This window comes from Christiangramia oceanisediminis (assembly GCF_022570735.2).
GTDB lineage: Bacteria > Bacteroidota > Bacteroidia > Flavobacteriales > Flavobacteriaceae > Christiangramia > Christiangramia oceanisediminis.
Genome location: NZ_JANCNS010000001.1, coordinates 157,731 through 182,763, shown reverse-complemented (window position 1 = coordinate 182,763; position 25,033 = coordinate 157,731). Strand labels below are relative to the sequence as shown.

The 25,033-nt window shown below is 41.1% G+C and carries 26 protein-coding genes and 1 tRNA gene; 12 read left to right on the top strand and 15 right to left on the bottom strand.

What is annotated here, in order from left to right; genetic code table 11:
- Nucleotides 1-87 precede the first annotated feature (87 nt).
- Nucleotides 88-1,731 carry an L-glutamate gamma-semialdehyde dehydrogenase gene (gene pruA, locus MKO06_RS00915; RefSeq protein WP_241550459.1) on the bottom strand — a complete coding sequence of 548 codons (1,644 nt, stop codon included), beginning with the start codon at nucleotides 1,729-1,731 and terminating at the stop codon, nucleotides 88-90.
- Nucleotides 1,732-1,869: 138 nt separating this feature from the next.
- On the opposite strand from pruA, the gene MKO06_RS00910 reads away from it, so the two are divergent.
- Nucleotides 1,870-2,589 carry an NRDE family protein gene (locus tag MKO06_RS00910; protein ID WP_241550458.1) on the top strand — a complete coding sequence of 240 codons (720 nt, stop codon included), beginning with the start codon at nucleotides 1,870-1,872 and terminating at the stop codon, nucleotides 2,587-2,589.
- On the opposite strand, the gene apaG is transcribed toward MKO06_RS00910, so the two are convergent.
- Genes apaG through MKO06_RS00895 form a run of 3 tightly spaced genes read right to left on the bottom strand, consistent with a single transcriptional unit; the run spans nucleotide 2,574 to nucleotide 5,377 of the window.
- Nucleotides 2,574-2,960 (bottom strand): Co2+/Mg2+ efflux protein ApaG, encoded by a 387-nt coding sequence (gene apaG, locus MKO06_RS00905; protein ID WP_241550457.1) that lies wholly within the window; start codon nucleotides 2,958-2,960, stop codon nucleotides 2,574-2,576. The two genes, MKO06_RS00910 and apaG, sit on opposite strands and share 16 nt — an antisense overlap.
- A gap of 1 nt (nucleotide 2,961) precedes the next feature.
- Nucleotides 2,962-4,116 (bottom strand): DUF3667 domain-containing protein, encoded by a 1,155-nt coding sequence (locus MKO06_RS00900; protein WP_241550456.1) that lies wholly within the window; start codon nucleotides 4,114-4,116, stop codon nucleotides 2,962-2,964.
- Nucleotides 4,117-4,126: 10 nt separating this feature from the next.
- Nucleotides 4,127-5,377 (bottom strand): type IX secretion system plug protein, encoded by a 1,251-nt coding sequence (locus MKO06_RS00895; protein WP_241550455.1) that lies wholly within the window; start codon nucleotides 5,375-5,377, stop codon nucleotides 4,127-4,129.
- A gap of 161 nt (nucleotides 5,378-5,538) precedes the next feature.
- Between MKO06_RS00895 and MKO06_RS00890 the strand changes: the two genes are divergently transcribed.
- The 8 genes from MKO06_RS00890 (at nucleotide 5,539) to MKO06_RS00855 (ending at nucleotide 13,061) form a co-directional block, all read left to right on the top strand.
- The gene (locus tag MKO06_RS00890; RefSeq protein WP_241550454.1) at nucleotides 5,539-6,882 is read left to right on the top strand and encodes a Na(+)-translocating NADH-quinone reductase subunit A; all 1,344 of its coding nucleotides are present in this window, start codon (nucleotides 5,539-5,541) and stop codon (nucleotides 6,880-6,882) included.
- 15 nt (nucleotides 6,883-6,897) lie between these two features.
- Complete coding sequence (locus tag MKO06_RS00885; protein WP_241550453.1) at nucleotides 6,898-8,088, top strand: NADH:ubiquinone reductase (Na(+)-transporting) subunit B; 1,191 nt, start codon at nucleotides 6,898-6,900, stop codon at nucleotides 8,086-8,088.
- A gap of 2 nt (nucleotides 8,089-8,090) precedes the next feature.
- Nucleotides 8,091-8,834, top strand: a complete 744-nt coding sequence (locus MKO06_RS00880) for a Na(+)-translocating NADH-quinone reductase subunit C (RefSeq protein ID WP_241550452.1) — start codon at nucleotides 8,091-8,093, stop codon at nucleotides 8,832-8,834.
- 2 nt (nucleotides 8,835-8,836) lie between these two features.
- Nucleotides 8,837-9,583, top strand: a complete 747-nt coding sequence (locus MKO06_RS00875) for an NADH:ubiquinone reductase (Na(+)-transporting) subunit D (protein ID WP_241550451.1) — start codon at nucleotides 8,837-8,839, stop codon at nucleotides 9,581-9,583.
- 27 nt (nucleotides 9,584-9,610) lie between these two features.
- Nucleotides 9,611-10,225, top strand: a complete 615-nt coding sequence (gene nqrE, locus MKO06_RS00870) for an NADH:ubiquinone reductase (Na(+)-transporting) subunit E (protein WP_241550450.1) — start codon at nucleotides 9,611-9,613, stop codon at nucleotides 10,223-10,225.
- 15 nt (nucleotides 10,226-10,240) lie between these two features.
- Entirely contained in the window at nucleotides 10,241-11,527 is a 1,287-nt protein-coding gene (gene nqrF / locus MKO06_RS00865; RefSeq protein WP_241550449.1) for an NADH:ubiquinone reductase (Na(+)-transporting) subunit F, read from the top strand.
- A 165-nt stretch (nucleotides 11,528-11,692) separates the two neighbouring features.
- Entirely contained in the window at nucleotides 11,693-12,049 is a 357-nt protein-coding gene (locus MKO06_RS00860; protein ID WP_241550448.1) for a Na(+)-translocating NADH-quinone reductase subunit F, read from the top strand.
- 1 nt (nucleotide 12,050) lies between these two features.
- Nucleotides 12,051-13,061 carry an FAD:protein FMN transferase gene (locus tag MKO06_RS00855; RefSeq protein ID WP_241550447.1) on the top strand — a complete coding sequence of 337 codons (1,011 nt, stop codon included), beginning with the start codon at nucleotides 12,051-12,053 and terminating at the stop codon, nucleotides 13,059-13,061.
- Here MKO06_RS00855 and MKO06_RS00850 read toward each other — a convergent pair whose 3' ends face one another.
- The 7 genes from MKO06_RS00850 to MKO06_RS00820 all read right to left on the bottom strand — a co-directional run bounded on the left by MKO06_RS00850 (nucleotide 13,062) and on the right by MKO06_RS00820 (nucleotide 18,587).
- Nucleotides 13,062-13,826: a class I SAM-dependent methyltransferase gene (locus MKO06_RS00850; RefSeq protein WP_241550446.1), complete on the bottom strand. Its 765-nt coding sequence runs from the start codon at nucleotides 13,824-13,826 to the stop codon at nucleotides 13,062-13,064.
- A 3-nt stretch (nucleotides 13,827-13,829) separates the two neighbouring features.
- On the bottom strand, nucleotides 13,830-14,393 hold the full coding sequence (locus tag MKO06_RS00845; RefSeq protein ID WP_241550445.1) for an HNH endonuclease: 564 nt from the start codon (nucleotides 14,391-14,393) through the stop codon (nucleotides 13,830-13,832).
- Nucleotides 14,386-15,201 carry a type I methionyl aminopeptidase gene (map, locus tag MKO06_RS00840; protein WP_241550444.1) on the bottom strand — a complete coding sequence of 272 codons (816 nt, stop codon included), beginning with the start codon at nucleotides 15,199-15,201 and terminating at the stop codon, nucleotides 14,386-14,388. The genes MKO06_RS00845 and map overlap by 8 nt, the downstream gene beginning before the upstream one ends.
- A 4-nt stretch (nucleotides 15,202-15,205) precedes the next feature.
- Nucleotides 15,206-15,604, bottom strand: a complete 399-nt coding sequence (locus tag MKO06_RS00835; RefSeq protein WP_241550443.1) for a BT0820 family HAD-type phosphatase — start codon at nucleotides 15,602-15,604, stop codon at nucleotides 15,206-15,208.
- Nucleotides 15,605-15,656: 52 nt separating this feature from the next.
- Nucleotides 15,657-16,211, bottom strand: a complete 555-nt coding sequence (locus MKO06_RS00830) for a thioredoxin family protein (RefSeq protein WP_241550442.1) — start codon at nucleotides 16,209-16,211, stop codon at nucleotides 15,657-15,659.
- Between the two features lie 7 nt (nucleotides 16,212-16,218).
- On the bottom strand, nucleotides 16,219-17,736 hold the full coding sequence (gene gpmI / locus MKO06_RS00825) for a 2,3-bisphosphoglycerate-independent phosphoglycerate mutase (protein WP_241550441.1): 1,518 nt from the start codon (nucleotides 17,734-17,736) through the stop codon (nucleotides 16,219-16,221).
- A gap of 80 nt (nucleotides 17,737-17,816) precedes the next feature.
- Nucleotides 17,817-18,587, bottom strand: a complete 771-nt coding sequence (locus tag MKO06_RS00820) for a M48 family metalloprotease (RefSeq protein WP_241550440.1) — start codon at nucleotides 18,585-18,587, stop codon at nucleotides 17,817-17,819.
- A gap of 226 nt (nucleotides 18,588-18,813) precedes the next feature.
- Here MKO06_RS00820 and MKO06_RS00815 point away from each other — a divergent pair, with 226 nt between their 5' ends.
- Nucleotides 18,814-19,551, top strand: coding sequence for a murein L,D-transpeptidase catalytic domain family protein (locus tag MKO06_RS00815; RefSeq protein WP_241550439.1), 738 nt, complete (start codon nucleotides 18,814-18,816; stop codon nucleotides 19,549-19,551).
- On the opposite strand, the gene MKO06_RS00810 is transcribed toward MKO06_RS00815, so the two are convergent.
- From MKO06_RS00810 to MKO06_RS00800, 3 genes are read right to left on the bottom strand one after another with little or no spacing between them, the layout of a single operon-like run.
- A complete protein-coding gene (locus MKO06_RS00810; protein ID WP_241550438.1) occupies nucleotides 19,548-21,167 on the bottom strand; it encodes a L,D-transpeptidase family protein in 1,620 nt (539 codons plus the stop codon). The genes MKO06_RS00815 and MKO06_RS00810 overlap by 4 nt on opposite strands.
- A 24-nt stretch (nucleotides 21,168-21,191) precedes the next feature.
- On the bottom strand, nucleotides 21,192-21,473 hold the full coding sequence (locus MKO06_RS00805; protein ID WP_241550437.1) for a GNAT family N-acetyltransferase: 282 nt from the start codon (nucleotides 21,471-21,473) through the stop codon (nucleotides 21,192-21,194).
- A 1-nt stretch (nucleotide 21,474) separates the two neighbouring features.
- On the bottom strand, nucleotides 21,475-22,035 hold the full coding sequence (locus MKO06_RS00800; RefSeq protein ID WP_241550436.1) for a ClpP family protease: 561 nt from the start codon (nucleotides 22,033-22,035) through the stop codon (nucleotides 21,475-21,477).
- Between the two features lie 343 nt (nucleotides 22,036-22,378).
- Here MKO06_RS00800 and MKO06_RS00795 point away from each other — a divergent pair.
- A tRNA-Gly gene (locus tag MKO06_RS00795) sits at nucleotides 22,379-22,451 on the top strand.
- Between the two features lie 289 nt (nucleotides 22,452-22,740).
- On the opposite strand, the gene rho is transcribed toward MKO06_RS00795, so the two are convergent.
- Entirely contained in the window at nucleotides 22,741-24,390 is a 1,650-nt protein-coding gene (gene rho, locus MKO06_RS00790) for a transcription termination factor Rho (protein ID WP_241550435.1), read from the bottom strand.
- A 190-nt stretch (nucleotides 24,391-24,580) separates the two neighbouring features.
- Here rho and MKO06_RS00785 point away from each other — a divergent pair, with 190 nt between their 5' ends.
- On the top strand, nucleotides 24,581-24,991 hold the full coding sequence (locus tag MKO06_RS00785; RefSeq protein WP_241550434.1) for a DUF4293 domain-containing protein: 411 nt from the start codon (nucleotides 24,581-24,583) through the stop codon (nucleotides 24,989-24,991).
- Nucleotides 24,992-25,033: the final 42 nt, after the last annotated feature.

Genomic DNA, 25,033 nt, shown 5'->3' with positions numbered 1-25,033 from the left:
TTCAAGGGTATGGTTCTGATAAACAGCTAAATAAAAAACCCGTCGGGACTAACCGACGGGTTTTAAAAATTTTGAGAAATTTAATTCTTATTCTCCCAGGAACGGATATCTGTAATCTGTTGCTGGAACAAAAGTTTCCTTGATCAACCTAACAGAGATCCATCTCATCAGGTTCATCTTAGATCCTGCCTTATCGTTGGTTCCGCTTGAGCGCGCACCACCAAATGGCTGCTGACCTACAACCGCACCGGTTGGCTTGTCATTGATATAGAAATTTCCGGCAGCATTCTGCAGCAGGTCTGTTGCCTGGGCCGCAGCATAACGGTCACCAGATAAAATAGCACCTGTCAATGCGTAGATACTGGTGTTGTCTACCAGTTCACAGATTTCTGTCCATTTCTTCTCATTAAAATTCTTATCGTCGTAAACGTAAATGGTTACAACCGGACCGAACAATTCGGTTTCCATGGTAGTGTAATGCGGATCGGTAGTGAGGATCACCGTAGGTTCGATAAAATATCCCTTGGATTTATCATAATTTCCACCTACCACGATCTCAGCGTTCTTGTCTTTCTTAGCCTTATCGATATAACTGGCTAGTTTATCAAAAGCACCTTCATGGATCACGGCATTAATGAAATTACCCATGTCTTCAGGACTTCCTATTTTAAAACTTTGTACATCTTCTACTACGAAATCCTTTATCTCAGACCAAAGGCTCTTCGGAAGATACACTCTAGAAGCTGCACTACACTTTTGTCCCTGGTACTCAAAGGCACCTCTGGAAATAGCCGTAGCCACCTGTTTAGCGTTTGCAGTTGGATGAGCAAGTATAAAATCCTTTCCACCCGTTTCTCCAACGATCCTTGGGTAGGTCTTATACTTTCGAATGTTCTTTCCTATCTTTTCCCAGATTCCTTTGAAAACCTCGGTGCTTCCCGTAAAATGGATTCCTGCAAAATCAGGGCTGGCAAGAACGGTATTGGTAACCATTTCAGGGTCACCGTTCACCATATTTATCACACCATCTGGAACACCAGCTTCCCTGAAAACTTCCATAAGTACCTGAGCTGAAAGCATCTGGCTGTCACTAGGCTTCCATACGGTAACGTTACCCATCAGGGCTGCGCTGGAAGGCAGGTTTCCTGCAATAGCGGTAAAGTTGAACGGGGTGATCGCATAAACAAAACCTTCTAGAGGTCTATACTCCACTCGATTCCAGTTCCCATCTGAAGAAATTGGCTGCTCATTATAAAGCTCTGCCATGAATTCTACGTTAAACCGTAAAAAGTCACAGATCTCTGCGGCTGAATCGATCTCTGCCTGGTAAATATTTTTAGACTGACCAATCATTGTGGCCGCATTCATTTTTTGCCTGTATGGACCAGAGATAAGATCGGCTGCTTTTAAAAAGATCGCAGCTCTTTGTTCCCATTCCAGTTTAGCCCATTTTTTTCTGGCTTCCAGGGCCTCTTCAATGGCCTTTTCAACATGCTTTTTCTGGGCAATATGATAGGTCCCTGCAACATGTTTATGATCGTGTGGAGGATTGATGGTTCTGGTGTCACCAGTTTTTACCTGTTCAGACCCAATATAAAGCGGAACTTCGGTATTCGCGTTCCATAGATCTTTGTACGTAAGTAACACTTCCTCTCTTTCTGGGGTTCCGGGGGCATAGCTTTTAACTGGCTCGTTAACAGCAACCGGAACGTGAAAAAATCCTTTTCCCATAAAATTTATATTTTCTTTTTTCTATTGTATTTTAATTCCGCTAAAGGTAAAAAAATAAAGCGGTTTTGAAGAAGACTCCAAAGGCCTTCACGAAAGCTTAACTTTTTTTGTAATTTTCCTTAAAATTTAAACCTTCTTATGTGTACGGTAAGCCTGGTTCCACATCCAGATTCACTTAATGGCTTTGTTCTTACTTCCAATAGAGATGAGGCCGTAAGCCGCAATACGCTTGCTCCTGAAAAAAGAAGATTCAGGGGAGTACAAATGTATTATCCAATGGATGAAAAGGCCGGCGGTACCTGGATTGGTGTGAGCGAATTCCAGCGTTGTATCTGTTTGATGAATGGAGCCGATAAGCCTCATGCCCGGGAACCTGAATATCGAAAGAGTCGGGGAGTGGTGGTCAAGGAATTTCTTGCTGCCAGAAAAATTAAGCCTTATCTAAAAAGCTATAATTATGAGGGGATAGAACCCTTTACAATGATCATAGTAGACTGGTATAAAGGTCTGGCCTTTTTTGAACTGCTTTGGGACGGGCAGGAATACCGGTTTAAAAAACTGCCTTTCAGGGAACATATCTGGTCATCTTCCCCTTTGTATTCTGAAGAGATGAAGGCTCTTAGGGAACAATGGTTTCAGGAATTGAAAAAATCTAAGGGGTATAAACCCGAGAGTATCCTCGATTTTCATCATAATGCGGGGGAAGGCAATTTGGAACATGACCTGATAATCGACCGCGGATTTCTGAAAACCCAAAGTATTAGCCAGATCCATAATTCAAAAAGCGATCTTAAATTCTGGTACAAAAACCTGAAAAATAATGAGGTTGTTGAGGATTACCTTCAGTTTAGGGCGTAAGGCGCATTTAATTGAAAGGAGGGGATCTTTACCTGGAATTTCTTTGAGGTGTTAAAATTGATCATGGTATAATGACCGTTCATAGCTCCAAAAGGTCCGGTTAAGAGGCATCCGCTTTGGTAAGTATGGCTTTCTCCTGGATGTAAAACAGGTTTTTTACCAATCACTCCCTCACCTGAAACTGTTTCGGTCTCATTTAAAGAATCCTTGATGCGCCAGAATCTTGATTCCAACTGCACCTTGTCATTGCTTTGGTTGTCGATTTTTATCCTATAACCAAAGGCATAGCGCATTTTATAATTCTTATAAAACATGCCTTCAAAATGTGTTTCAACTGAAACCTTTATACCTTTAGTGATCTTCTGGGTCATCTTAGTAAATCGAAAATGAAGCGAGCAAAGAAATGATTGCTGCTATGATTGCTAAAATAAAGAATATCAGGTTTAATATTAAGAACTTTAGAATGGTTTTAACACGATTTTGACCGTAGAAAAATCGCATTCCTTTATAGAGATAGAACAGAAAAATAAAGTTGGCAGCGGTCACCGGCCAGTTAGAATCTATTATTATCTTCACCAGTATAGCCAAACCATACAATATGAAAAACATGGTTTGAGTATGGAAGGCGAAAATGAGATGTTCCATATAATTGAACGGTCGCCTTAAGTATAGTAGCCAAATGAAGAGAGCAAACACCGGCAGATAAAAAAAGATGATGAATGGGAGTTTACTTACAAAGTAATTGATGAAGAGATTGGGTTCTTCTTTAAAAGTGTCAAAATCGACCACCTTTTTATAAAGCCAATGGTTATATGCTGAATGCTCATGCCTTAAACTGTCTATTGCAATTTCAGAATTTCGGATTCTCGTCTGGTCCAGGAAGGCACTGTAGAGTTCGATCCTTGTCTTGTTGGCATTCCAGAAGTGCATGGTGTCTATCTCGCTTTGCGGGACGTAGTTGTCAAGGTAGTTTTCAGTGATTGAATCGGCTTCCGTTTCTATTGAATCCTGAATTCTTGAAAGTGGAAGGCTTTTTATGGAATCCATTCCTCGCTGGCTTAAAACTTTGTTGATCGAGTCCAGGCTATTTTCTTCTATCAGCTCCCTGATGGAATCCCTTTCAGCATCAGGCAAACCAGGGGCAAAAATAGGTGGCTGATCTTCAAAATCAACTTCGGCCTGATTAGAATTGTTTAGATCAACGGTGAGGCCGAATAATAAAAAGAACAGGATGGAGGCGCTCAAATAAAACCTGAAGGGATTCGCGTAACGCATTCGCTTACCGTTGATATAATCTTTGGAGATCTTTCCCGGCCTGAACAAAAGAACCCGCAAAGTTCGCTGAAATCTCGAATCGTAAGCAAATACTCCAGAGAAGAATTCCTCGAAAAAATCTTTAAAGCTTAATTTTTTAGTGGAATTTAGTTGTCCGCAATTAGGGCAATACTGGTCGCTAAGATCCAGCGGGAGGTGACAATTTAAACAGGTTTCACCCCTGTATTGCATGATAGAGCGTTCTTTTTTCACTCGTTATATATTAGTTCCTGATATTTATCGAATTTGCAGTTCCTATTCCAATCAACCTGTCATATCGCGCTCCCGGAGTTCTGTAATAGGTCAAAATCGTATACACATTCTCTGTTTCGTCATGATTCCCGCTAACGAATCCTTCATCCAGTTGGCCATTGGGTTTTAATAATACATATCTGTAATTGTAATACCCCTGCTTAAACAATCTTGCCAACTCATAATAGCCGGTATCTTCATTGTAAGTTAATCTATTATCCCTGGTGAGTTCAAAGTTGTTGAATCCACCGTATAAATATAGATCACCACCGGATAATGGATCATAATTTTTTAAACTGAAATGAACCCATACATATTCGGCTTCAATATCAGAATTCTGCGCCTGCATATTCCTGATCACAAAATTTCCGTTGATGTCGGGATTATAGGTGTATGGCTGTCCATCCCTGGACAGGTCCAGGAAAAGATAATGATGGTAGAGCTCCTTTAGGTCAACGCTGGCTATATCGGCCGTGGTAGATCTCAGGTCCTTATTGTCGAATTGGAGGAATTCATTGCCTCCCCAAAAGGAAGATTCAGAATCAAACCTGTAAATGAGTTCATTGCCTATAGTATACTGAGGCTTAAGGTCATTGATGGCATTTTTAAGGTTGTAGTTCTGATAGAGGATTACCTTAACATTCTCTTCCGGGTTCTTAAGCAACAGATCTGGTGAACTTATACTGAAGTTCACTACCTGTTTTTCATCTATGAACTCAAGATCGCGCGAACGTTTAACCTCAGCAGTTATCTGGGCTATGGGTTCATATATCATGAATTTCCTTGAAAAAACCAGTTCACGGTTGGAGTTGTAAACGCTCAACAAATAGTTACCAGAAACCTTTAAAGCTCGCACATTATTGTTTGGAATGGTAAGTTCATAATGCGTATAGGGTTGCAGGGTGTTGTAGGCATTTGTGAAGTTGAGGATTCGCACATTATCAATTCCATCCAGATACTCATTTTTGCTAAGCTGGCTTGGATTCCAGTCAAAATTGAAATGTTCGATACTGTAATAATAATCGGCTTCATCACCAATTATATCATCAAAGCTAAGTTTAATACGGTTGCCGAGTCTAATAACTGGATTTCCTGCATTTTCGGGAATATCGCCTTCAAAAATAATCGTTCTTATAAAATTGGGAGGTATCGTTTCGGAGACCTGGGCAAAGCCTGAAGCTGCCGTAATTCCCAAAATCAAGGATATTAGAAATGCTTTCATATATATGGATCTTGAACAAAGTTAGCAGATTTAACCTGTTTTTATCAATTTAATTTAACAAATGACCCATGTAAAATTCTTCTATTTGTTGGGATAAATGGACTTAAAATTCATAAATTTGCACGACTTTAAACTAAAAATTTTAACATACACTCCATCCTATGTCAAAAGACATTCGAATTAAAAGAGGATTAACTCTGCGATTAGAAGGGGAGGCGGAAAAAGAGTTGGTCAAAGCTCCGAGATCGAAAACTTATGCGATCAAACCGCCAGATTTTCATACACATGTACCAAAAATGGTTGTTAAGGAGGGGGCAAAACTCCTTGCCGGTGATGAACTTTTCTATTCAAAATATACCGATGAAATCCGATTCACTTCACCTGTAAGTGGAGTTCTTAAAGAAATCAAAAGAGGAGATAAAAGAAAGATCCTTGAGGTTATAATTGAAGCCGATGCAGATATTGCATATCGTGATTTCGGTAAGCTTGATGCTGCCAAGGCAGATGTTAAAGATGTAAAGGAACGAATCTACGAAAGCGGTTGTGGAGCTTTTATCAATCAGCGACCATATGATATCGTTGCCGATCCAAAAGATACTCCAAAAGCCATCTTTATCTCTGCAGTTACTACCGCGCCTCTTGCGGCAAGTAAAGGTTTTCTTGTAAAAGATAAAATCGCAGCTTTCCAGGAAGGAATCACTGCGCTTGCTAAATTAACACCTGGGAAAGTTCACCTTTGTGTAGATGAGGAGTCTGCGCAATATTTGAAAGATATTAAAGGTGTAGAGCTTCATCATGTAAAAGGTCCGCATCCAGCAGGAAATGTTGGGGTGCAGATCCATAAGATCGACCCAATTAACAGGGGAGAGCGTGTATGGACGGTAGGCGTTGAGGATGTAGCGATAATTGGTAATATTTTTCTTACCGGGCAATACCGCGCAGAGCGTACTGTAGCTGTTACCGGTAGCGAAGCGAAAGATCGCAACTATTACCAGGTTCAAATTGGTGCAAATATCGAGGATATCATAGGAAGTGTTTCTGAAGATGTTCGTATTATTTCTGGAAATGTTCTAACCGGAACTAAATTGTCTAACGGGCAGTACCTTGGTTTTTATGATAATGAACTAAGCCTTATTCCAGAAGGTAATAAATATAGAATGTTCGGGTGGTTGCCATTTACCTATAACAATATCCACTCTAATTCCAGGACCTCTCTTTCATGGTTGTTTCCGAACAAAAAATATACTCCAACTACCAATTTGCACGGTGAGGAGAGAGCTTTGGTTGTGACCGGGGAAATGGAAGAAGTATTACCAATGGATGTATACCCAATGCAGCTTATTAAAGCATGTATGGCCGGAGATATCGAGAAGATGGAAAATCTTGGAATTTACGAGGTTGCGCCAGAAGATTTCGCACTGGTGGAATATGTGAATACTTCCAAACTCGAAGTTCAAGAGGTGATTAGATTGGGTCTAGATTTAATGATAACCGAAATAGGTTAAAAAAGCTTACGAACTATGGAATGGATTAGACAAAGATTAGATAAAATTAAGCAGCCTTTTCAAAAAGGTAAGAAGTTAGAGAAATATGCTCCGGCCATCAATGCCCTGGACACATTTCTTTTTACTCCTAATCATACAACTCAAAAAGGAGCGCATATTCGTGATGCGGTAGACCTTAAGAGAACAATGATCACAGTGGTGCTTGCTCTTGTTCCGGCACTTATCTTCGGAATGTGGAATGGCGGGTACCAGTACCTTCACCAGTTACCTGAATATGCAGACGGAGTTCCTTTCTTCGATGCGTTCTGGCATGGAGCACTAAAGATCATCCCGATGATCGCGGTTTCTTACGCGGTTGGACTTGGGATTGAATTCGCCTTTGCGATCTTCAGAGGTCACGAGGTGAACGAAGGTTACCTGGTTACAGGATTATTGATTCCTATGATCATGCCAATTGATATTCCGCTTTGGATGGTAGCACTTTCAGTAGTGTTTGCAGTTCTTATCGGGAAGGAAGCATTTGGTGGTACCGGAATGAATATTTTGAACCCGGCTCTTACAGCCCGTGCATTTGCGTTCTTCGCATATCCAACTTATATGTCTGGTAACACGGTTTGGGTGAGCAATGCAGCTGAGGTAGACGCGGTATCTGGTGAGACCATTCTTGGATCCCTGGCTTCAGGAAACGAAGTGGGCTATTCAGCGATGCATATGTTTTCTGGACAGATTCCTGGATCTATTGCCGAAACTTCAGCGATCTGTATTCTTGCAGGGGCTCTTATTCTGGTTCTTACAAAAGTTGGAAGCTGGAGGATTATTTTGAGCGCCTTCATTGGAGCGGCCATCATGGGGCTTATTTTCAATTCACTGCCATCGATTGGGGTTGAAGGAAATGCATTAACCAATTTCCCTTGGTACCTGCACCTAATTGTTGGAGGACTGGCGTTTGGTATCGTATTTATGGCAACCGATCCGGTTTCAGCAGCACAAACTGCAAGAGGAAAATGGATCTACGGATTTTTGATCGGGTTCCTGTCAGTAATGATTCGTATCTTCAACCCGGCTTATCCGGAAGGTGTGATGCTTGGAATCCTTCTAATGAACGTTTTTGCTCCAACGATCGATCATTACGTGATCGAAGCGAATGTTAAGAGGAGAAAGAAAAGACTTGAAAAAGCTAATACTCAGGTAGAAACAGCAGTTTAGTTATGGAAGAGAAATCAGTAAACAAAACAAATAGTAACGGCTATACTTTTATGTTTGCCGTGATCATGGTGATCGTAGTGGCCTCTGTACTGGCTTTCGCTGCGACTTCACTTCAGCCTACACAACAGGAGAATATTCGTCAGGAAAAGATGCAAAATATTCTCGCAACAGTAGGGATCGAGACAGATAGAGCAGGAGCGAAAGAGCTTTACGATCAATATATCGTTGAGGAGATCGCTTTAACTGAAGATGGTACACCAGCTGAAGATGTAGATGCATTTCAGGTTGACCTTGCCAAAGAGCTTAAAAAGGATGTTTCAGAACAAGTATTTCCTTTGTATGTTGCTGAGGTTGAAGGTTCAAAATATTACATTGTGCCTTTAAGAGGTAACGGACTTTGGAATGCCATCTTCGGATATATTTCTTTAAAAGACGATATCAACACCATTAAAGGAGCAACCTTTGATCACCTTGGAGAAACTCCGGGTCTTGGTGCAGAGATCACTAAAGAATGGTTCAGAGAGAAGTTCGAGGACGAGAAGATCTTTGATTCTAACGGAAACCTTGTTGGTGTATCTGTGGTAAAAGGAAACATAGATGTTTCAGATAAGGACGATAACAGAGTAGATGCGATCTCTGGTGCGACGATCACTGGAGACGGTGTTTCTGATATGATCTCAGAAAGATTGAAGCGTTATTTGCCTTATTTCGAGAAGCAAAAGGATATTAAAGTAGCAATAAAATAATTATGGCTAAAGAGAAAAAATTCAACTCTGCTAAAGAGGAAGAGAAGAAACAGGAAATGATCCTTTTTCTTTCAGATTCTGAAGAAAAAGAGCACTTTCTTTCCAAAGGGAACAGGAAGTTACTATCAGATCCTTTAGACGATAATAACCCAATCACGGTTCAGGTACTTGGTATCTGTTCGGCCCTGGCGATTACGGTTCAGTTAGAACCAGCTATTGTAATGGCGATCGCGGTAATGGTGGTAATGGCTTTTAGTAACATGATCATATCGATGTTACGTAACCTTATCCCTAGCCGTATTCGAATCATCGTTCAGCTGGTAGTGGTTGCTTCGCTCGTGATCCTGGTAAGTGAGGTACTTAAAGCCTACGCTTTTGATGTAAGTAAACAGCTTTCGGTATTCGTTGGACTTATCATTACCAACTGTATCGTAATGGGACGTTTGGAAGCCTTTGCTCTAGGTAATGGTGTATATAAATCATTCCTTGACGGAATAGGAAACGCGGCCGGATACGGTTTGATCCTTATCATCGTTGCGTTCTTCAGAGAGCTTCTTGGATCAGGAAAACTATTCGGTTTTGAGGTGCTTGGTCATAAAGGAGCCACACTAGCCGAATCTACCGGGCTTTATGCACTGGGATATGAAAACAACGGTCTTATGCTGTTGTCTCCAATGGCTCTTATTGTAGTAGGGGTTATCATTTGGGTGCAGCGTGCAAGAAACCGTAAGCTAATCGAAGAAAACTAATAGCTGAACAGCAAAAAAGTATAAAAAATGGAATTAGTTAATCTATTTGTAAGAAGTATTTTCATTGAAAATATGATATTCGCCTACTTCCTGGGAATGTGTTCCTACCTGGCGGTATCAAAGACTGTAAAAACAGCTGTTGGTTTAGGTGCTGCGGTGATCTTCGTATTGGTCGTGACCGTGCCTATCAACTTTTTACTGGACAATTATCTGTTAAAACCAGGTGCGCTTAACTGGCTGGGGGCTGAATTCGCCGATGTGGATCTTAGCTTCCTGAGTTTTATCATGTTTATCGCGGTAATCGCATCTATGGTACAGCTTGTTGAGATGATCGTTGAAAAATTTGCTCCAGCCTTATATGGTGCTTTGGGTATCTTCCTTCCGCTTATCGCTGTAAACTGTGCGATCCTGGGAGGTTCACTTTTCATGCAGCAAAAGGATTTCGGAGGAATTTCAGAAGCCGTAACATATGGCCTGGGAAGTGGAATTGGATGGTTTCTTGCCATTCTTGCTATCGCGGCCATTAGAGAAAAAATTGCATACTCAAATGTTCCTGCTCCGTTGAAAGGTCTTGGTATCACGTTTATCATTACCGGATTGATGGCATTAGGATTTATGAGTTTTATGGGAATTAAACTATAATCGAAAAAGAAGATTATGACAGTTATTTTAGCGAGTGTAGTAGTATTTTTAGTTCTTATTTTGTTATTGGTTTCAATCCTTTTGGGTGCCAAAGCAAAATTGACCCCATCAGGTCCGGTAACTATCAATGTAAATAATGAAAAAGACCTTGAGGTTGGATCAGGTGGAACCCTGCTTTCAACTCTTGGAGATAATAAACTGTTCCTTCCTTCTGCCTGTGGTGGAGGTGGAACCTGTATCCAGTGTAAATGTATCGTTGAAGAAGGTGGTGGAGCCATTCTTCCTACGGAAGAGCCTCATTTCACCAGAAAAGAGATCGCAGACGGCTGGAGACTGGGTTGTCAGGTGAAGGTAAAGCAGGATATGAAGATCACCATTCCTGAAGAAGTTTTCGGAATTAAAAAATGGGAAGCGACCGTAGTAAGAAATTATAACGTTGCATCTTTCATCAAGGAATTCGTGGTAGAAATTCCTGAGGATATGGATTACAAGGCTGGTGGATATATCCAGATCGAGGTTCCTAAGTGTGAGGTGAAATTCGAAGATATGGATATCACCGCTCACCCTGAAGAGCACGATACTCCTGATAAGTTCCAGGCAGAGTGGGATAAGTTCAAACTTTGGCCTTTGGTAATGAAGAACCCGGAAACTGTAGAGAGAGCTTACTCTATGGCTTCCTACCCTGCTGAAGGACGTGAGATCATGCTGAACGTTCGTATCGCGACTCCGCCATGGGATCGTGCTAAAGACGGTTGGATGGATGTAAATCCTGGTGTGGCCTCTTCTTATATTTTCAGTTTGAAAAAAGGAGATAAATGTACTATCTCAGGACCTTACGGTGAATTCTTTATCAATGAGAGCGATGCAGAGATGCTTTACGTAGGTGGTGGAGCCGGAATGGCGCCAATGAGATCTCACCTGTATCACCTGTTCAGAACTCTTAAGACCGACAGGAAAGTGACTTACTGGTACGGTGGTCGTTCTAAGCGAGAGTTGTTCTATATTGAGCACTTTAGAGCCCTGGAAAGAGATTTCCCGAATTTCAAATTCTACCTGGCCCTTTCTGAGCCAATGGAAGAAGATAACTGGAAAGTAAAATCAAGTCTTGATGATGAAGGTGATGGTTTCGTTGGATTCATTCACCAGGTGGTGATCGATAATTACCTGTCTCATCATGAAGAGCCAGAAGAGATCGAATTATATTTCTGTGGACCTCCATTGATGAACAAGGCTGTTCAAAAGATGGGTGAGGATTTTGGAATCCCGCCAGAGAATATTCGCTTCGATGACTTCGGAGGATAATAAATACAAATCCCGCTTCGGCGGGATTTTTTATTTTATGGATAACGTCATCCTGTCCCGAAGCGTCGGGATTGTTTCAGGATCTATAAGGTATTTTTCATCGAGTTGAAACATGTTCAGCCTTTAGGAAGATTGATTTAACCGGCTAATTTTTATCTTTGCGGTATGCCTAAACTTAACAGACAGGAATTGCACAACCTGGCCATGAATATCGTAGGCCAGGACCTTGAAGAGAACGGATACGAATTTCTTGGGGTGAATTCCGAATTGAAAAAGAATCCTCAGTTCGTTGCCTTAAAAGCCGGTATACTTCATTTTGTGATCGTAAGGGCCATTGAATATCCTGATGATCCTGCGGCATACGATCCTGTTTTTTTTAAAGAGATAAAAGAGCACGCTGAAAAATTTAATGCGCGCACTTTTTATGCTGCCGTGGGGCTGGCCAATTCATCAGATTATGATAAGCCAATAGACAGCGACGAGGATTACGTGGTAAACTATTCAGGCTGGAAAGAAATATAAAATGAACAGACTACTTAAATTCTTTGTGCTGGGCTTACTGGTAGCTTCCTGCTCCAAACCCGAGAGCGGGGTAGAGATCTACCAGGGCGAAGCACTTGGCACTACCTACCAGATCAAATATTTTTCAGATAAGGATCTCAATTTCCAAAGTTCCCTGGATAGCATTTTTGAGGTGATAAATGCTTCTATGAGCACTTACATCACCAAATCTGATATCTCGCGCATCAATCGCGGCGAAACCGGTGTAGAGGTTGACATGCATTTTAAAAAGGTTTTTGAGGCTTCAGAAAAGATCTACCAGGAAAGCAATGGTTATTTTGATCCTACAGTTGGAACCCTGGTGAATGCCTACGGTTTTGGACCAGAAGACAAGCTGAAGGAAATAGATAGCACCAGGCTCGACTCGCTTAGAAAGCTGGTTGGATTTGAAAAGGTTAGGTTAACCCAGTCCAATACGATTGAAAAGGAACATCCTGGAATTTACCTCGATTTCAATGCCATCGCCAAGGGTTATACCATCGATGTGATCGCAGATCACCTTTCTCAGAACGGCGTGGATAATTTCCTGATCGAACTCGGCGGAGAGTTGAGGGCTAAAGGGAAAAATATTGAAAATGATGCGAGCTGGATAGTTGGTATCGATGATCCTGGCCAGCAGGCTGGGAATCGTACTTTGATAGCCAAGATCAAACTGGAAAATGTTGGGATGGCAACTTCAGGAAATTATCGAAAATACCGGGTAGATTCGGTTTCTGGTCAGCAATATGTTCATACCATAAATCCATCCACTGGAAAAGCAACCAGAAGCAATATGTTAAGTGCAACGGTGATCGCTGAAAACTGCATGCTGGCAGATGGATATGCCACTGCCTTTATGGCCCTGGGTTTTGAAAGGTCCAGTGAGATGTTGAAAGAGGTTCAGGGAATTTCGGTTTATTTCATCTATTCAGATGAGAACGGAGAAAATAAAACCTATGTTTCTCCAGGCACCGAAAACAAGCTCGTGGATTGATCATTTTCGGCATACAGGAATGATTTCACCCTTTGCCAGTCGATATTGGTCAATTTCTGATGCTTCCAAATTAGAGGTGTAATCTACTTCTTCAACCTTAAAGCCAACATCCCTCAATTTATCGAAATAATCCCTTCCGTAGACCCTTACATGGTCATACTGGCCAAAAATGCGTGCGCGTTCTTTAGGATCGGTTATCGAATCGTCCTGGAAGGTCTCTTCCCTGCTCAGGTCTTGCGGAATTTGCAAAATGGCCATGCCTCCGGATCTTAGGATTCTGTATAATTCCTCCATGGCCTTGCGATCGTCTGGAATATGTTCCAGAACGTGGTTGCATAAAATAAAGTCAAAACTCTCATCTTCGAAAGGAAGATCACAGATGTCTGCTTTTACATCGGCGAGCGGAGAATTAAGGTCGGTTGTAACATAATCCAGATTGGATAATCTCCGGAAACGCTTATAAAAAGCCTGTTCTGGCGCGAAATGTAAAAGCCTTAGTTTCCTTTGAAAAAGATCGGTCTCATTCTTCAAATAAAGCCATAGCAGCCTATGCCTTTCCAGTGAAAGGGTAGATGGAGACAGGACATTTTCCCTTTGGTTCTCATAACCATAGGGAAGAAACTTCCTGAATTTCTTTCCGTCTATAGGATCGGTATATCGGTTACCTTTTAAATAAATCTTTAAAAACGGCCTTACCAGGTAACTGGCTCTAATAAGAACAGGCCTGGGAACTTTATTTAAGGCCAGTTTAAAAAGATTACTCATGAACTATACTTCGATATCACCCCAGTTTTCACCCGATTTGATGCGGTAAAGCTGCATCTCGGATACGCCAAATTGTTTGGCCAGAACCCGTATACGGGTCTTTCGCTCGGGATCAAGGAGCTTTTTCTTTAAGATAACTGCCTGTGCATAGGTTAACTTTGAATACGAAGTCACTTTTCTCAGTTTTCGTTTTCGTTTGTTCTCCTGTACTTTCGGACTGTTGTACTGGTGCTGAACCCACTCATCTTTAGTGGCCCATGCCAGATTAGATACGCGATTATCGTTCTTCACAAAATTCTTGTGAATCACATATTGATCGCCTTCTTTTTTCTCTAAAAACATTTCGGCAATAATGCGATGAATGTAATAAGTCTTGTGCTTACCACTCTTCAGTTTTACCGCGAAGTTTAAATATCCACCTACTTTACCGCCTTTCATTAAGTCTCCGTCTGGATTTTTCAGATAACTGATCATCCTTCCGTAATTCGAGACTTTGTAGACAAAGCGGTCTTCCCAGGAATCTTTGTGTAGGGTTTTCCAGATTTCCTGTCTGTAACTTTTAATCATAAACTTTTGCTCTAAATTCGTCTTCTTCTGTTGAATTGATTTTTAACGATTCATAAATATATTTAAATGTAGATAGTAATTCAGGTTTTCCATCTACCAGTGCTACGTCATGTTCAAAGTGCGCACTGGGTTTGTTATCTGCCGTGAGGATGGTCCAGCCATCTGGCAGTTGTTTGATTCGTTTGGTTCCCATATTGATCATTGGCTCAATTGCCACGACCATTCCTTCCACGAATTTCTTTCCTCTTCCGCGGCGGCCGTAGTTAGGCATTTCAGGATCTTCATGCATGGTTCTTCCCAGGCCATGACCAACCAGTTCGCGAACCACTCCATATCCATGATCTTCGGTATATTTTTGAATGGCATAACCAACATCACCTACGCGATTACCAGCTTTGAACTCCCTGATACCAACATACAGTGACTCTTTGGTGACTTCCAGAAGCTTTTTAACTTCAGGAGCTACCTCGCCAACCGGAAAGGTATAGGCATGATCTCCATAAAAGCCGTTCTTCTTGGCGCCGCAATCTATCGATATGATGTCACCCTCCTGTAAAGGTGTTTTATTTGGAATGCCATGAACTACCTGTGCATTGGGACTTACACAAAGGGAATTCGGAAAATCATACAGGCCTAAAAATCCTGGTTCTGCACCATGATCTCGAATAAATTCTTCGGCCAGTTTATCCAGTTCTAGAGTGCTAACTCCTGGTTTGATCTCGGGAGCCAACATGCCCAGCGTTTTTGAAACGATTAGGGCGCTTTCTCTCATTAACTCAATTTCCTCTCTGGATTTAGGTATAATCATATGCTTAAAATCTTCCGAACAGGCCGGATTTTCTCTTTTTTTTGATCTTTGGTTTATTGATTGATAAACTCTGATAAATTTCTCCCCAACCTTTTAATCCACCAAGGTTACGGTCATCGATAAATATATCTGCCAGGATTTTTCGGCTTATGCTATTGTCAAATTCTTCCTCTGGATAGCTTTTATTAATAGCATAAAATTCCAGTCCATTCTTTTTACAGAATTCTACGGCTTCGTCCAGCTTGCTGCCATGACGATACGTCCATAAGATAAGTCGGTGGCCTTCTTCTTGTAATTTTTTCAGGGATTCAAAGGCAAATAATATAGGTTTCCCAACTTCGGGAAATCTGTTCTCTACTATAGTTCCGTCAAAATCAACTGCTATCGTTAGAGATTGGGACATAATGCGAAATTAATTAATATTTTCTAAAAAGTGGCTCAAGGAGAGGTCTAACTTAGTTTGTGTAGGAATTATTGTACACTTCTCCTGAAACGATTTTTGCAATATCTTCTTCAAGGGATTCCTGTGGATATTCTACAAATCTATTTACTTCCTCGCCATCCTTATAGAAAATAATGGTTGGAACATATTCTATATCAAATTCCTTTTCTATTCCCGATTTGGTGGTTTTGTCATAATCAACACCAATCAATTCAAGTTTTTTATGATCATAGTTAGCAAGATCCAGGATCTTCAGAAACTTCGGAACTTCCCTTTTGCTATCGGCACACCAGGTTCCCATAAATAAGCGAATCTCATAATCCTTAATGTTTTCGGCTATTGTTGCCATGGCCTCTTCATTAGGTTTAAATTTTTCATACCGGGGTTGGAACCATTTTGAATATGGTTTTTTCATCAGGTCTTCTTTTTGGAAGGGCCCCAGAATGATGTCATCCCCAGTCGATTCTTTCATTTCAGCAATATTCGATTCGTCAAAGCTTATTTGGTGGTTGAGCAGGTTGCCCAGGCCTAAACTTATAGAAAACAGTACTATTAAAACTTTATTCATGTTGCGATTAAATTAAAGGATCTTCTGTCATTAAATCGGGCTGTTGAATGCCCATAAGCTTTAATACAGTCGGAGCAATGTTACCAAGCTTCCCATCTTTGATCTCTTTTATTTCCTTATCCATCAAAATCAGGGGGACAGGATTGGTAGTATGAGCTGTATTTGGACTACCGTCTTCATTTTTCATGACCTCGCTATTCCCATGATCTGCTATGATCAGCACCGAATACCCTTTTTTAAATGCAGCCTCACCCACGCTTTTCGCACAGCTGTCAACGGTCTCGCATGCCTTAACGGCCGCATCAAAATCTCCGGTGTGTCCAACCATGTCTGGATTGGCAAAATTCAGGCAAATAAAATCAGCCGATTCCTTCTCGATTTCAGGAATGATCTTGTCCCTGATCTCAAACGCGCTCATTTCAGGCTTCAAATCATAAGTAGCAACTTTTGGAGAATTGCACATGATGCGCTTTTCCCCGCTGAATGGCTCTTCACGACCACCCGAAAAGAAAAAGGTTACATGCGGATATTTTTCGGTTTCCGCGATTCGTATTTGTTTTTTGCCTTCATACTCCAGCACTTCGCCAAGAGTTGCCTTGATATTTGATTTTTTGAAGATCACGTTGATGTTCTCAAAACTATCATCGTATTTGGTCATCGTCACATAATACAATGGAAGTTTCTTCATATCGTATTCGGGAAAATCGTCCTGGGAAAGAGCCTGTGTTAGCTGTCTTCCGCGATCTGTCCTGAAATTGAAGTAGATCACCACATCCTTGGCATTGAGGGTAGCCACCGGTGTTCCATCTTCGTTTGTCATCACGATAGGCTTAATGAATTCGTCACTCACCTTTTCCTGGTAACTTTCCTCGATGGCTGCGACAGCATTGGTAGAGGCTTTCCCTGTACCGTGAACGATCAGGTCATAGGCTTTCTTAATTCGTTCCCATCTTTTATCCCTGTCCATCGCATAGTATCGTCCAATAATCGAAGCCAGCTTCGAATTGGTCTTTTCCAGGTGAGGGAGTAGTTCATCAATAAATCCTTTTCCTGAATGCGGGTCAACATCTCTTCCATCGGTAAATGCATGAACATATTTCTCTTTCACACCAAAAGCTTCCGCTGCGCTTAATAATCCCTTTAAGTGCTTAATATGAGAGTGAACGCCACCATCGCTAACAAGACCCATGAAATGAACGGGCTTGTTGTTTTTCTTGGCGTAGGAAAGGGCTTCTTCAAGAACGGGCTCTTCCTTTAGGGTGTCCTTCTCAACCGCCATGTTTATTTTAACCAGGTCCTGGTATACAATGCGACCAGCCCCTAAATTCATATGGCCAACTTCGCTATTACCCATTTGCCCTTCGGGTAGGCCAACATTCATTCCATCGGTTCTTAGACTTGCATGCGGAAACCTGTCTGGAAGCGAATCCATAAAAGGTGTTTTTGCTTTGGCGATGGCCGATACTTCCTCATTTTGAGTGATCCCCCAGCCATCCAGTATCATTAAGAGAACTTTCTTATTCATGAGACTAAATTGAATTTGGGGCTAAAGTTAAAAACATTTCAAAGTATAGCCTGTATGCTAACTATAATCTTTTATTAAATCTAGCGGGCAGCCTCGATGGCTTCTCTTATTTTTTGAATCCTGTTTTCAGGGTCGGGGTGGGTACTCTGGAATTCAGGAACCCGGTTGGGGCCAGATGCCTCGGCGAGGATCTCCATGACTCCAATCAGGGCTTCAGGATCATAACCGGCATCCATCATGATCTTTACCCCTAAATAATCGCTTTCCAGTTCATCTCCACGACCATATTTCATATTTACCAGATTTGCGAGTACCGCGGCTGCCTGGGTAGCTCCATGGCTTTCTGATCCTACTGCAACGCCAGTAAGTAGCGTATTGGTGAAACCCTGTTGTGCCATTTGCTGGGCGGAGTGCCTTCCAATCACATGGCCTATCTCATGGGCGATCACACCAGCAAGCTGATCTTCGGTTTGCAGTCTAGCGAACAGCCCGTAAGTGATAAAAACCGGCCCCCCTGGCAAGGCAAAGGCATTAATAGTGCTTTCATCTGAAAGCAAAAAGAATTTGAAATCATAAGGAGCACTCGCAGCCACACTGCTTTGCACAAGTCTCTGGCCTGTTTGTCTTACCAGTGTTTGCGCCGATTCATCCCGGTGTAACCCGCCATATTCATTCAACATTACAGGGGTGCTCTGTGCTCCCAGAGCCATCTCTTCCTCGGCACTAAGATCTACGTACTGGGTTTCCCCGGTATAGGGATTTTCTTCGGCTGAAGAGCAAAACTTAATCACCCCAAAGAGAATAATTCCTGCGCCAATCAATAGCCTTAACATATTACGTCCACCTCTCATTGCTGTATTCAGTTATAAATTTAACATTTGGTATTCCTTCGAAATGAAATAATAGTGTTGGTTCTGCGTTAGTGAAGATACCTAAAAATTGATTTAGAGTACTTAAAACTAGCGTTATAAAAGTCTTAATTGTTAAAGTCGAACAAATTTTTAAATTCCTTATTAAAATTCGTAAGTTGGCAGGACTTTTGGTTTTTATTAACAAAATTTAAAAAAACAGAGATATATGAAGTATAGGATTTTTAGTGTTATTGGAGTATTGATATTCTCTTTTGCATTTAGCAGTACCAGTGAAATTAAAGATTCTAAAGATTTGAGTTCTTCCCCCGAACTTAACATTGAAATAAAAACTGAAAAGACCTTTGAAGAAAAGGTAGCCGATCTTTATAAAGAATTTAGCCTTAATAATTTATCCGTTCCAAAAATGTCTGTCTTCGAAAAGGCCATTTCTGGTTATACGAAACTCGACGAGGCAGGCAAAGTTGCTAATCCGCTTTTAACCATCGTTGATTTTGATCTTTCTTCTACCGAGAAAAGATTGTGGATCCTGAATATGGAAACCAGGGAGGTAGTTTTTAACACCTTTGTGGCGCATGGGAAAAATACAGGGCTCGAGTTCGCCGATAACTTTTCGAATACCGTAAATTCTAATCAAAGTTCACTTGGTTTTTATGTAACCGGTGAAACTTACTATGGAAAGAACGGACTTTCTCTTTTTATAGACGGAATGGAGAAAAAGTTTAATTCCAATGCTCGAAAGCGTTACGTTGTGATCCATGGAGCCGATTATGCCGAGCCTGAATTTATAAACAGGTACGGGCGTTTAGGCAGAAGTCTTGGTTGTCCAGCCGTTCCAAATAAGATTGCAAAGGAGTTGATCAACAGGATCAAGGGAGAGTCGGTTGTTTATATTCATAAAAATGACCCGAATTACCTGAAGAGCTCTAATTATCTTTCCAGCTAATCATTCTCTGGATTGAATAAATCCCAGAGTGGTTTATCTAAATGGTAAATATCATCAATAAACCGGATGCTATCGTTTTCCACGCTTGCCGTCCAGTAAAAATGATGAACCTTCACCTGTTTTTTAACTGGTATTTCCCTGGTCTTTCCTGAGGCCAAAATTTCATCAATGACCGAATCGGTATATTTTTCCTGGTCATTCAACAGGTATTTCGCCAGGTCAAGCGCATTTTGAACTCTTACACATCCGCTGCTTTGGGCTCTTGAATTCTTTTCAAATAAGGCCTGTGAAGGAGTATCATGTAGATAGATCATATATTGATTCGGATATATGATCTTCACCCTGCCTAAAGGGTTGGAGCCTCCGGGATTTTGCCTGTAAGTATAATTTCGGGCCTGGTACGAAGACCAGTCTATTTCTGTAGGATCTACTACGTCACCTTCTTTATCATAAATTTTGATGTTCCTGCTGCTCAGGTAATCAAGGTCCTTTCTCGCGCCTGGAATAACATCATTTGTTTTAATGGTTGGGGGAATGGTCCAGGTTGGATTATAAACCACATATTCAATTTTGTCTGAAAACACCGGGGTTTGCCGGTATCTTGTACCAACCATTATTTTATGGGAACTGATGGTATCTTTTTCCTTAACGACGCTTAAGTGGTAATCGGGGATATTAATAATGATATAGTGCTCTCCGAGATCCCGTGGATACCATCGCCATCTTTCCATATTGATAAGGATTTGCTGGTATCGGTCTTTTTTCGTCAGGTTCATGTTGGCAATCGTCGAAGTTCCCAGTAGCCCATCTACCTGTAAGCCATGTTCCTTTTGAAATGCTTTAACTGCATTTTCAAGTTCCTTGCTGTAAATTGTGTCGATGGTGCCGCTATAAAGTCCCAATTCGGTAAGTCTTTTTCCAACCTGAGAAAGGCGTTCACTCGATTCGCCCAGCCTGATAAGCCCACCTGTTTCGATTTGGGTGGCAGATTCGGTTTTTAATTCTTCGATGTTATAAGCTTGAAGAGCTGCCTTTAGGCCCTGGTATATTTGATTCTTCGGGCTAAGCTCACGAAAACTACTCTCAAGACTATTTTCAGAAATCATCTTATGTAAAGAATCCTTCGGGCTTACCTCATTTACAGGCGTTCCCCATATTTCATAAATTTCAGCAGGCTTCAGTTTTCCGGAACTTAAATGCCTTATTAACTTCAGGCTTGCATCAGTAAGCAGGATTTCCAGCCTTGTATTCTTTTCCTCTGAATTCTGATTTACAGAGCTTAGCAATTCCTGGATTTTTTCAGCATGATATTCTTTCGGGTACAAACCTTCAGAATCTATTCGCGTAATAATTCTGGAAATATCTTCCCGAAGAGACTTCTCATTCCAAACAGGCCTGAAGCCATTCTCCCGGTAGAATTCTTTCAGCTCTTCGCTTTCATAAATTTCTGAAGAGTCCGCCTCCTGGAAATAGTTTTGAATTTTGGCGGTTTGAGTGAGGTTGGCGATTTCGCGGGTTTGATTTTCTTTTTCCTGGGTAGATTTTTGCGTGTCTTCTTTACAACCTGCAAGTACGAGCAGTATAACCAGATTAAGAAGAAGCAACCAAGAACGCATAGCCCGGAGTTTAAATAAGATCACCTAGGCTCTTACATCATCGTAAGAGGAATTCTGGTCAAATTTAACTTCGGCGAAAGGGCAGAGTGGATCGATCTTTAGGTTGTTCTCCCTTGCATATTCCACACTTTTCGCAACCAGCCTGCTGCCTATACCTTTATTTTCCATTTCTCTTTTTACCTCGGTATGGTCTATAGTGAGAATATTTTTATCAGATTTAAAATAGGTGAGTTCGCCTATAAGTCCTTTATCGCTTTCGATGTAGAACATCCCGCGACTGTCATTTTCTTTATGTTTGATCTCCATATTATTTCTTATAAATACCGTCCACTATACCGTAATCCAAAGATTCTTCTGCGTCCATCCAGTAATCGCGATTAAAATCTTTAAGGACTTTCTCCACCTTTTGCCCGCAATTTTCGGCAAGGATCTTAGCGCTCAAATGTTTTGTTTTCAGGATCTCGTTAGCGGCTATTTCGATATTGGAAGCCTGCCCGCGAGCACCGCCACTTGGCTGGTGTATCATCACCTTTGCATGAGGCTGTATAAATCTTCTTCCTTTTTTTCCTGCCGATAGGAGGATAGATCCCATGGAGGCAGCCAGACCCGTACAAATTGTAGATACCGGAGCATCAATACTCATAATGGTATCGTAAATCGCAAATCCATCTGTAACGTATCCACCCGGACTATTAATAAAAAGCTGAATTTCATCCTGGCTTTCCAGGTCAAGATAGATCAAGCGATCTATTACATGTTTAGCCGATTTATCGCTCACCTCACCCCACAAGTAGATCTTTCGTTTTTCTAATAATCTGCCTTCTATTAAATCCTGAACTTTACCGCCTTTATTTTTTTTGGAATCCATATATGTCTTTAATTAAATCAAGTGATGGCTAAAAATAGAACTTATTTGTTAGAATTTAGAATCTAATACGGGGCATTTAACAAGATTTTAAAGGCTAAATGAAATGATGACCTGAATGTATATCTAGATGGATTTTTTGACTGAAAAAAGCTCTGATTTTTTTTGGAATATGAAAAGGAATCCATTTATATTTGCAGGCACAGGCGGATCCAGGCTCAAAGTTTGAAACGCTTGAAATAATTATTATCTCTATCAATGCGGGAGTAGCTCAGTTGGTAGTCCGCCTCAGGCGGATCCAAGCTGAATGATTGAAACGCTTGAAAATAATAGTATCTCTATCAATGCGGGAGTAGCTCAGTTGGTAGAGCGTCAGCCTTCCAAGCTGAATGTCGCCGGTTCGAACCCGGTCTCCCGCTCTAAAAGCTCCATCGAATGTTGGGGCTTTTTTCATGCCATAAAATTTCCTGAAAATTTGAATAAAGGGTGAGAAGCCTGTCCTGAGCGAAGTCGAAGGGAACCCGGTCTCCCGCTCTAAAGACTTCATTGAAAAATGAGGTCTTTTTTTATTTCTGAAAATTAAATGAGAGCCTAATTTAGGGTGAAAAGTCTGTCCTGAGCGATTTCTGGATGCTGTTTCGAAATATTTCAGAATAAAAAAAGCCACGCTTTTGGGCGTGGCTGTTAAAGTAGGGTTTAACAGTGTGCTTAACCGTTCATGGAGATTAAGAACTCTTCATTATTTTTGGTTTGCTTGATCCTGTCGTTGATGAATTCCATCGCTTCTACAGGATTCATATCAGCAAGATATTTCCTCATGATCCACATTCTCTGAATGGTGTTCTCATCAAGCAACAGGTCGTCACGACGTGTGCTTGAAGAAACAAGATCGATGGCTGGGAATATTCTTCTGTTGGAAATTCTTCGGTCTAGCTGAAGTTCCATATTACCGGTTCCTTTGAATTCCTCGAAGATTACCTCGTCCATCTTAGAACCGGTCTCGGTAAGAGCGGTTGCTATGATTGAAAGGGAACCTCCGTTTTCTATATTACGTGCAGCTCCAAAGAATCTTTTTGGCTTGTGAAGTGCGTTTGCATCCACACCACCACTCAATACCTTACCACTGGCAGGTTGTACGGTGTTGTAAGCCCTGGCCAGACGGGTAATTGAGTCAAGAAGGATCACCACATCATGACCACATTCTACCAGTCTTTTTGCTTTTTCCAGTACAATATTCGCCACTCTAACGTGCTCATGCGCTTCCTTATCAAAAGTAGAAGCTACCACTTCACCCTTTACGTTACGCTGCATATCGGTAACTTCTTCAGGTCTTTCATCGATTAGAAGAACGATCTGGTATACTTCAGGATGGTTGGCTGCGATCGCATTCGCGATATCTTTCAGCAACATGGTTTTACCAGTCTTAGGCTGGGAAACGATCATTCCACGCTGACCCTTACCAATAGGCGCAAATAGATCCATCACCCTTGTGGAAATAGAACTTTGTTTTTCTGCAATATTGAACTTTTCTTTCGGGAAAAGTGGAGTAAGGTGTTCAAAAGAAACACGGTCTCTTACAACCTGTGGATCCAGCCCGTTGATCTTATTGATCTTGATAAGCGGGAAATACTTTTCTCCTTCTTTTGGTGGTCGAATTTGTCCCTGAACAGTATCACCGGTTTTTAAACCGAATAATCTTATCTGGGATTGAGAAACATAAATATCATCTGGAGAAGTAAGGTAATTATAATCTGAACTTCTCAGGAATCCGTAGTTGTCCTGCATGATGTCCAGAACACCCTCGCTCTCTATGATCGCATCGAATTCGTAATCTGGTTCGCGATAGCGGTTTCTGTTATCGCGATTTCCGTTGCTTTTCTTGTCGCCACGATTGTCATTTCTGTTATCGTTACGATTGTCGTTTCTGTTATCGCTACGATTATCATTGCGGTTATCACTGCGTTTATCGCTACGATTATCTGTACGGCTTCGGTTATCTTTTTTGTTGCTCTGGGATTTGTCCCTGTTGCTTTTAGAAGGAGTATTACTTCTATTGTCTTCCTTTTGAGAGGATGAAGAAGATCCTTTATCTGTCGGCTTGGCCTGTGAAGATCTTGAAGAAGATTTTGGTGGCTTTTTATCGCTGCCTATCTTTTTCTTAGGTTTTTCTTTTGCTGCCTCCTGGGTATCATCGGTAAGAACCTCCTGTACCTTTTTAGGATTTGATGCCTGGTAGTCCAGAATTTGATACACCAAATCTAATTTCTTTAAGGTCTTGTACTTAGGTACATTAAGTGAAGCAGCTATTTCTTTAAGCTCAGGTAGCTTTTTAGCCTTTAATTCTGAAATTTCAAACATGAATGCGTTAAAATAATTGTTTTTGGGTTGATTTAAACTTCTCGAGGAAGAACAAAAAGTTTTGGAGACTTAAGTAACCTGCATTGAACTGGTTACGAAATGTTCCTGCAATAATACAACTTTATTTTAGATTTTTGAGCAGTAATTTTAAAAGATTCTTTTATTTTTGTGGCCCTATAGGGATAAAAATATGCTCCAAAGAATTCAAACTCTATATTTATTAGCAGCTATTATTATAAGTGCTGGCCTTATTTTTGTATTCCCTTTATGGGAAAATGCAAATGGCGAACCGGTTTATGCCCAGGAGCAAATGATCGCCTTTGGGATGTTTCTCGCTTCAGCAGCCATGTCTTTAGTGAGCATTTTTATGTTTAAAAATAGAAAGCTTCAGTTTGTACTGGGCCGTCTAAATATAATATTGAACCTTTTTTTACTAGGAGTGTTTGTTTATTGGTCTCTAAGTTTACCTGGAGAAATGGAAATTTCAGAGAAGGGTATTGGGATGTTTCTTCCTATTGTTTCTATCGTTTTTCTTGTTCTGGCCAATAAGGCCATCAAAAAGGACGAAGATCTCGTAAAATCTGTAGATCGATTACGATAAGCCTATCATCTTAGTAGTATTAGTGCGTGAAAAACCCGAAGT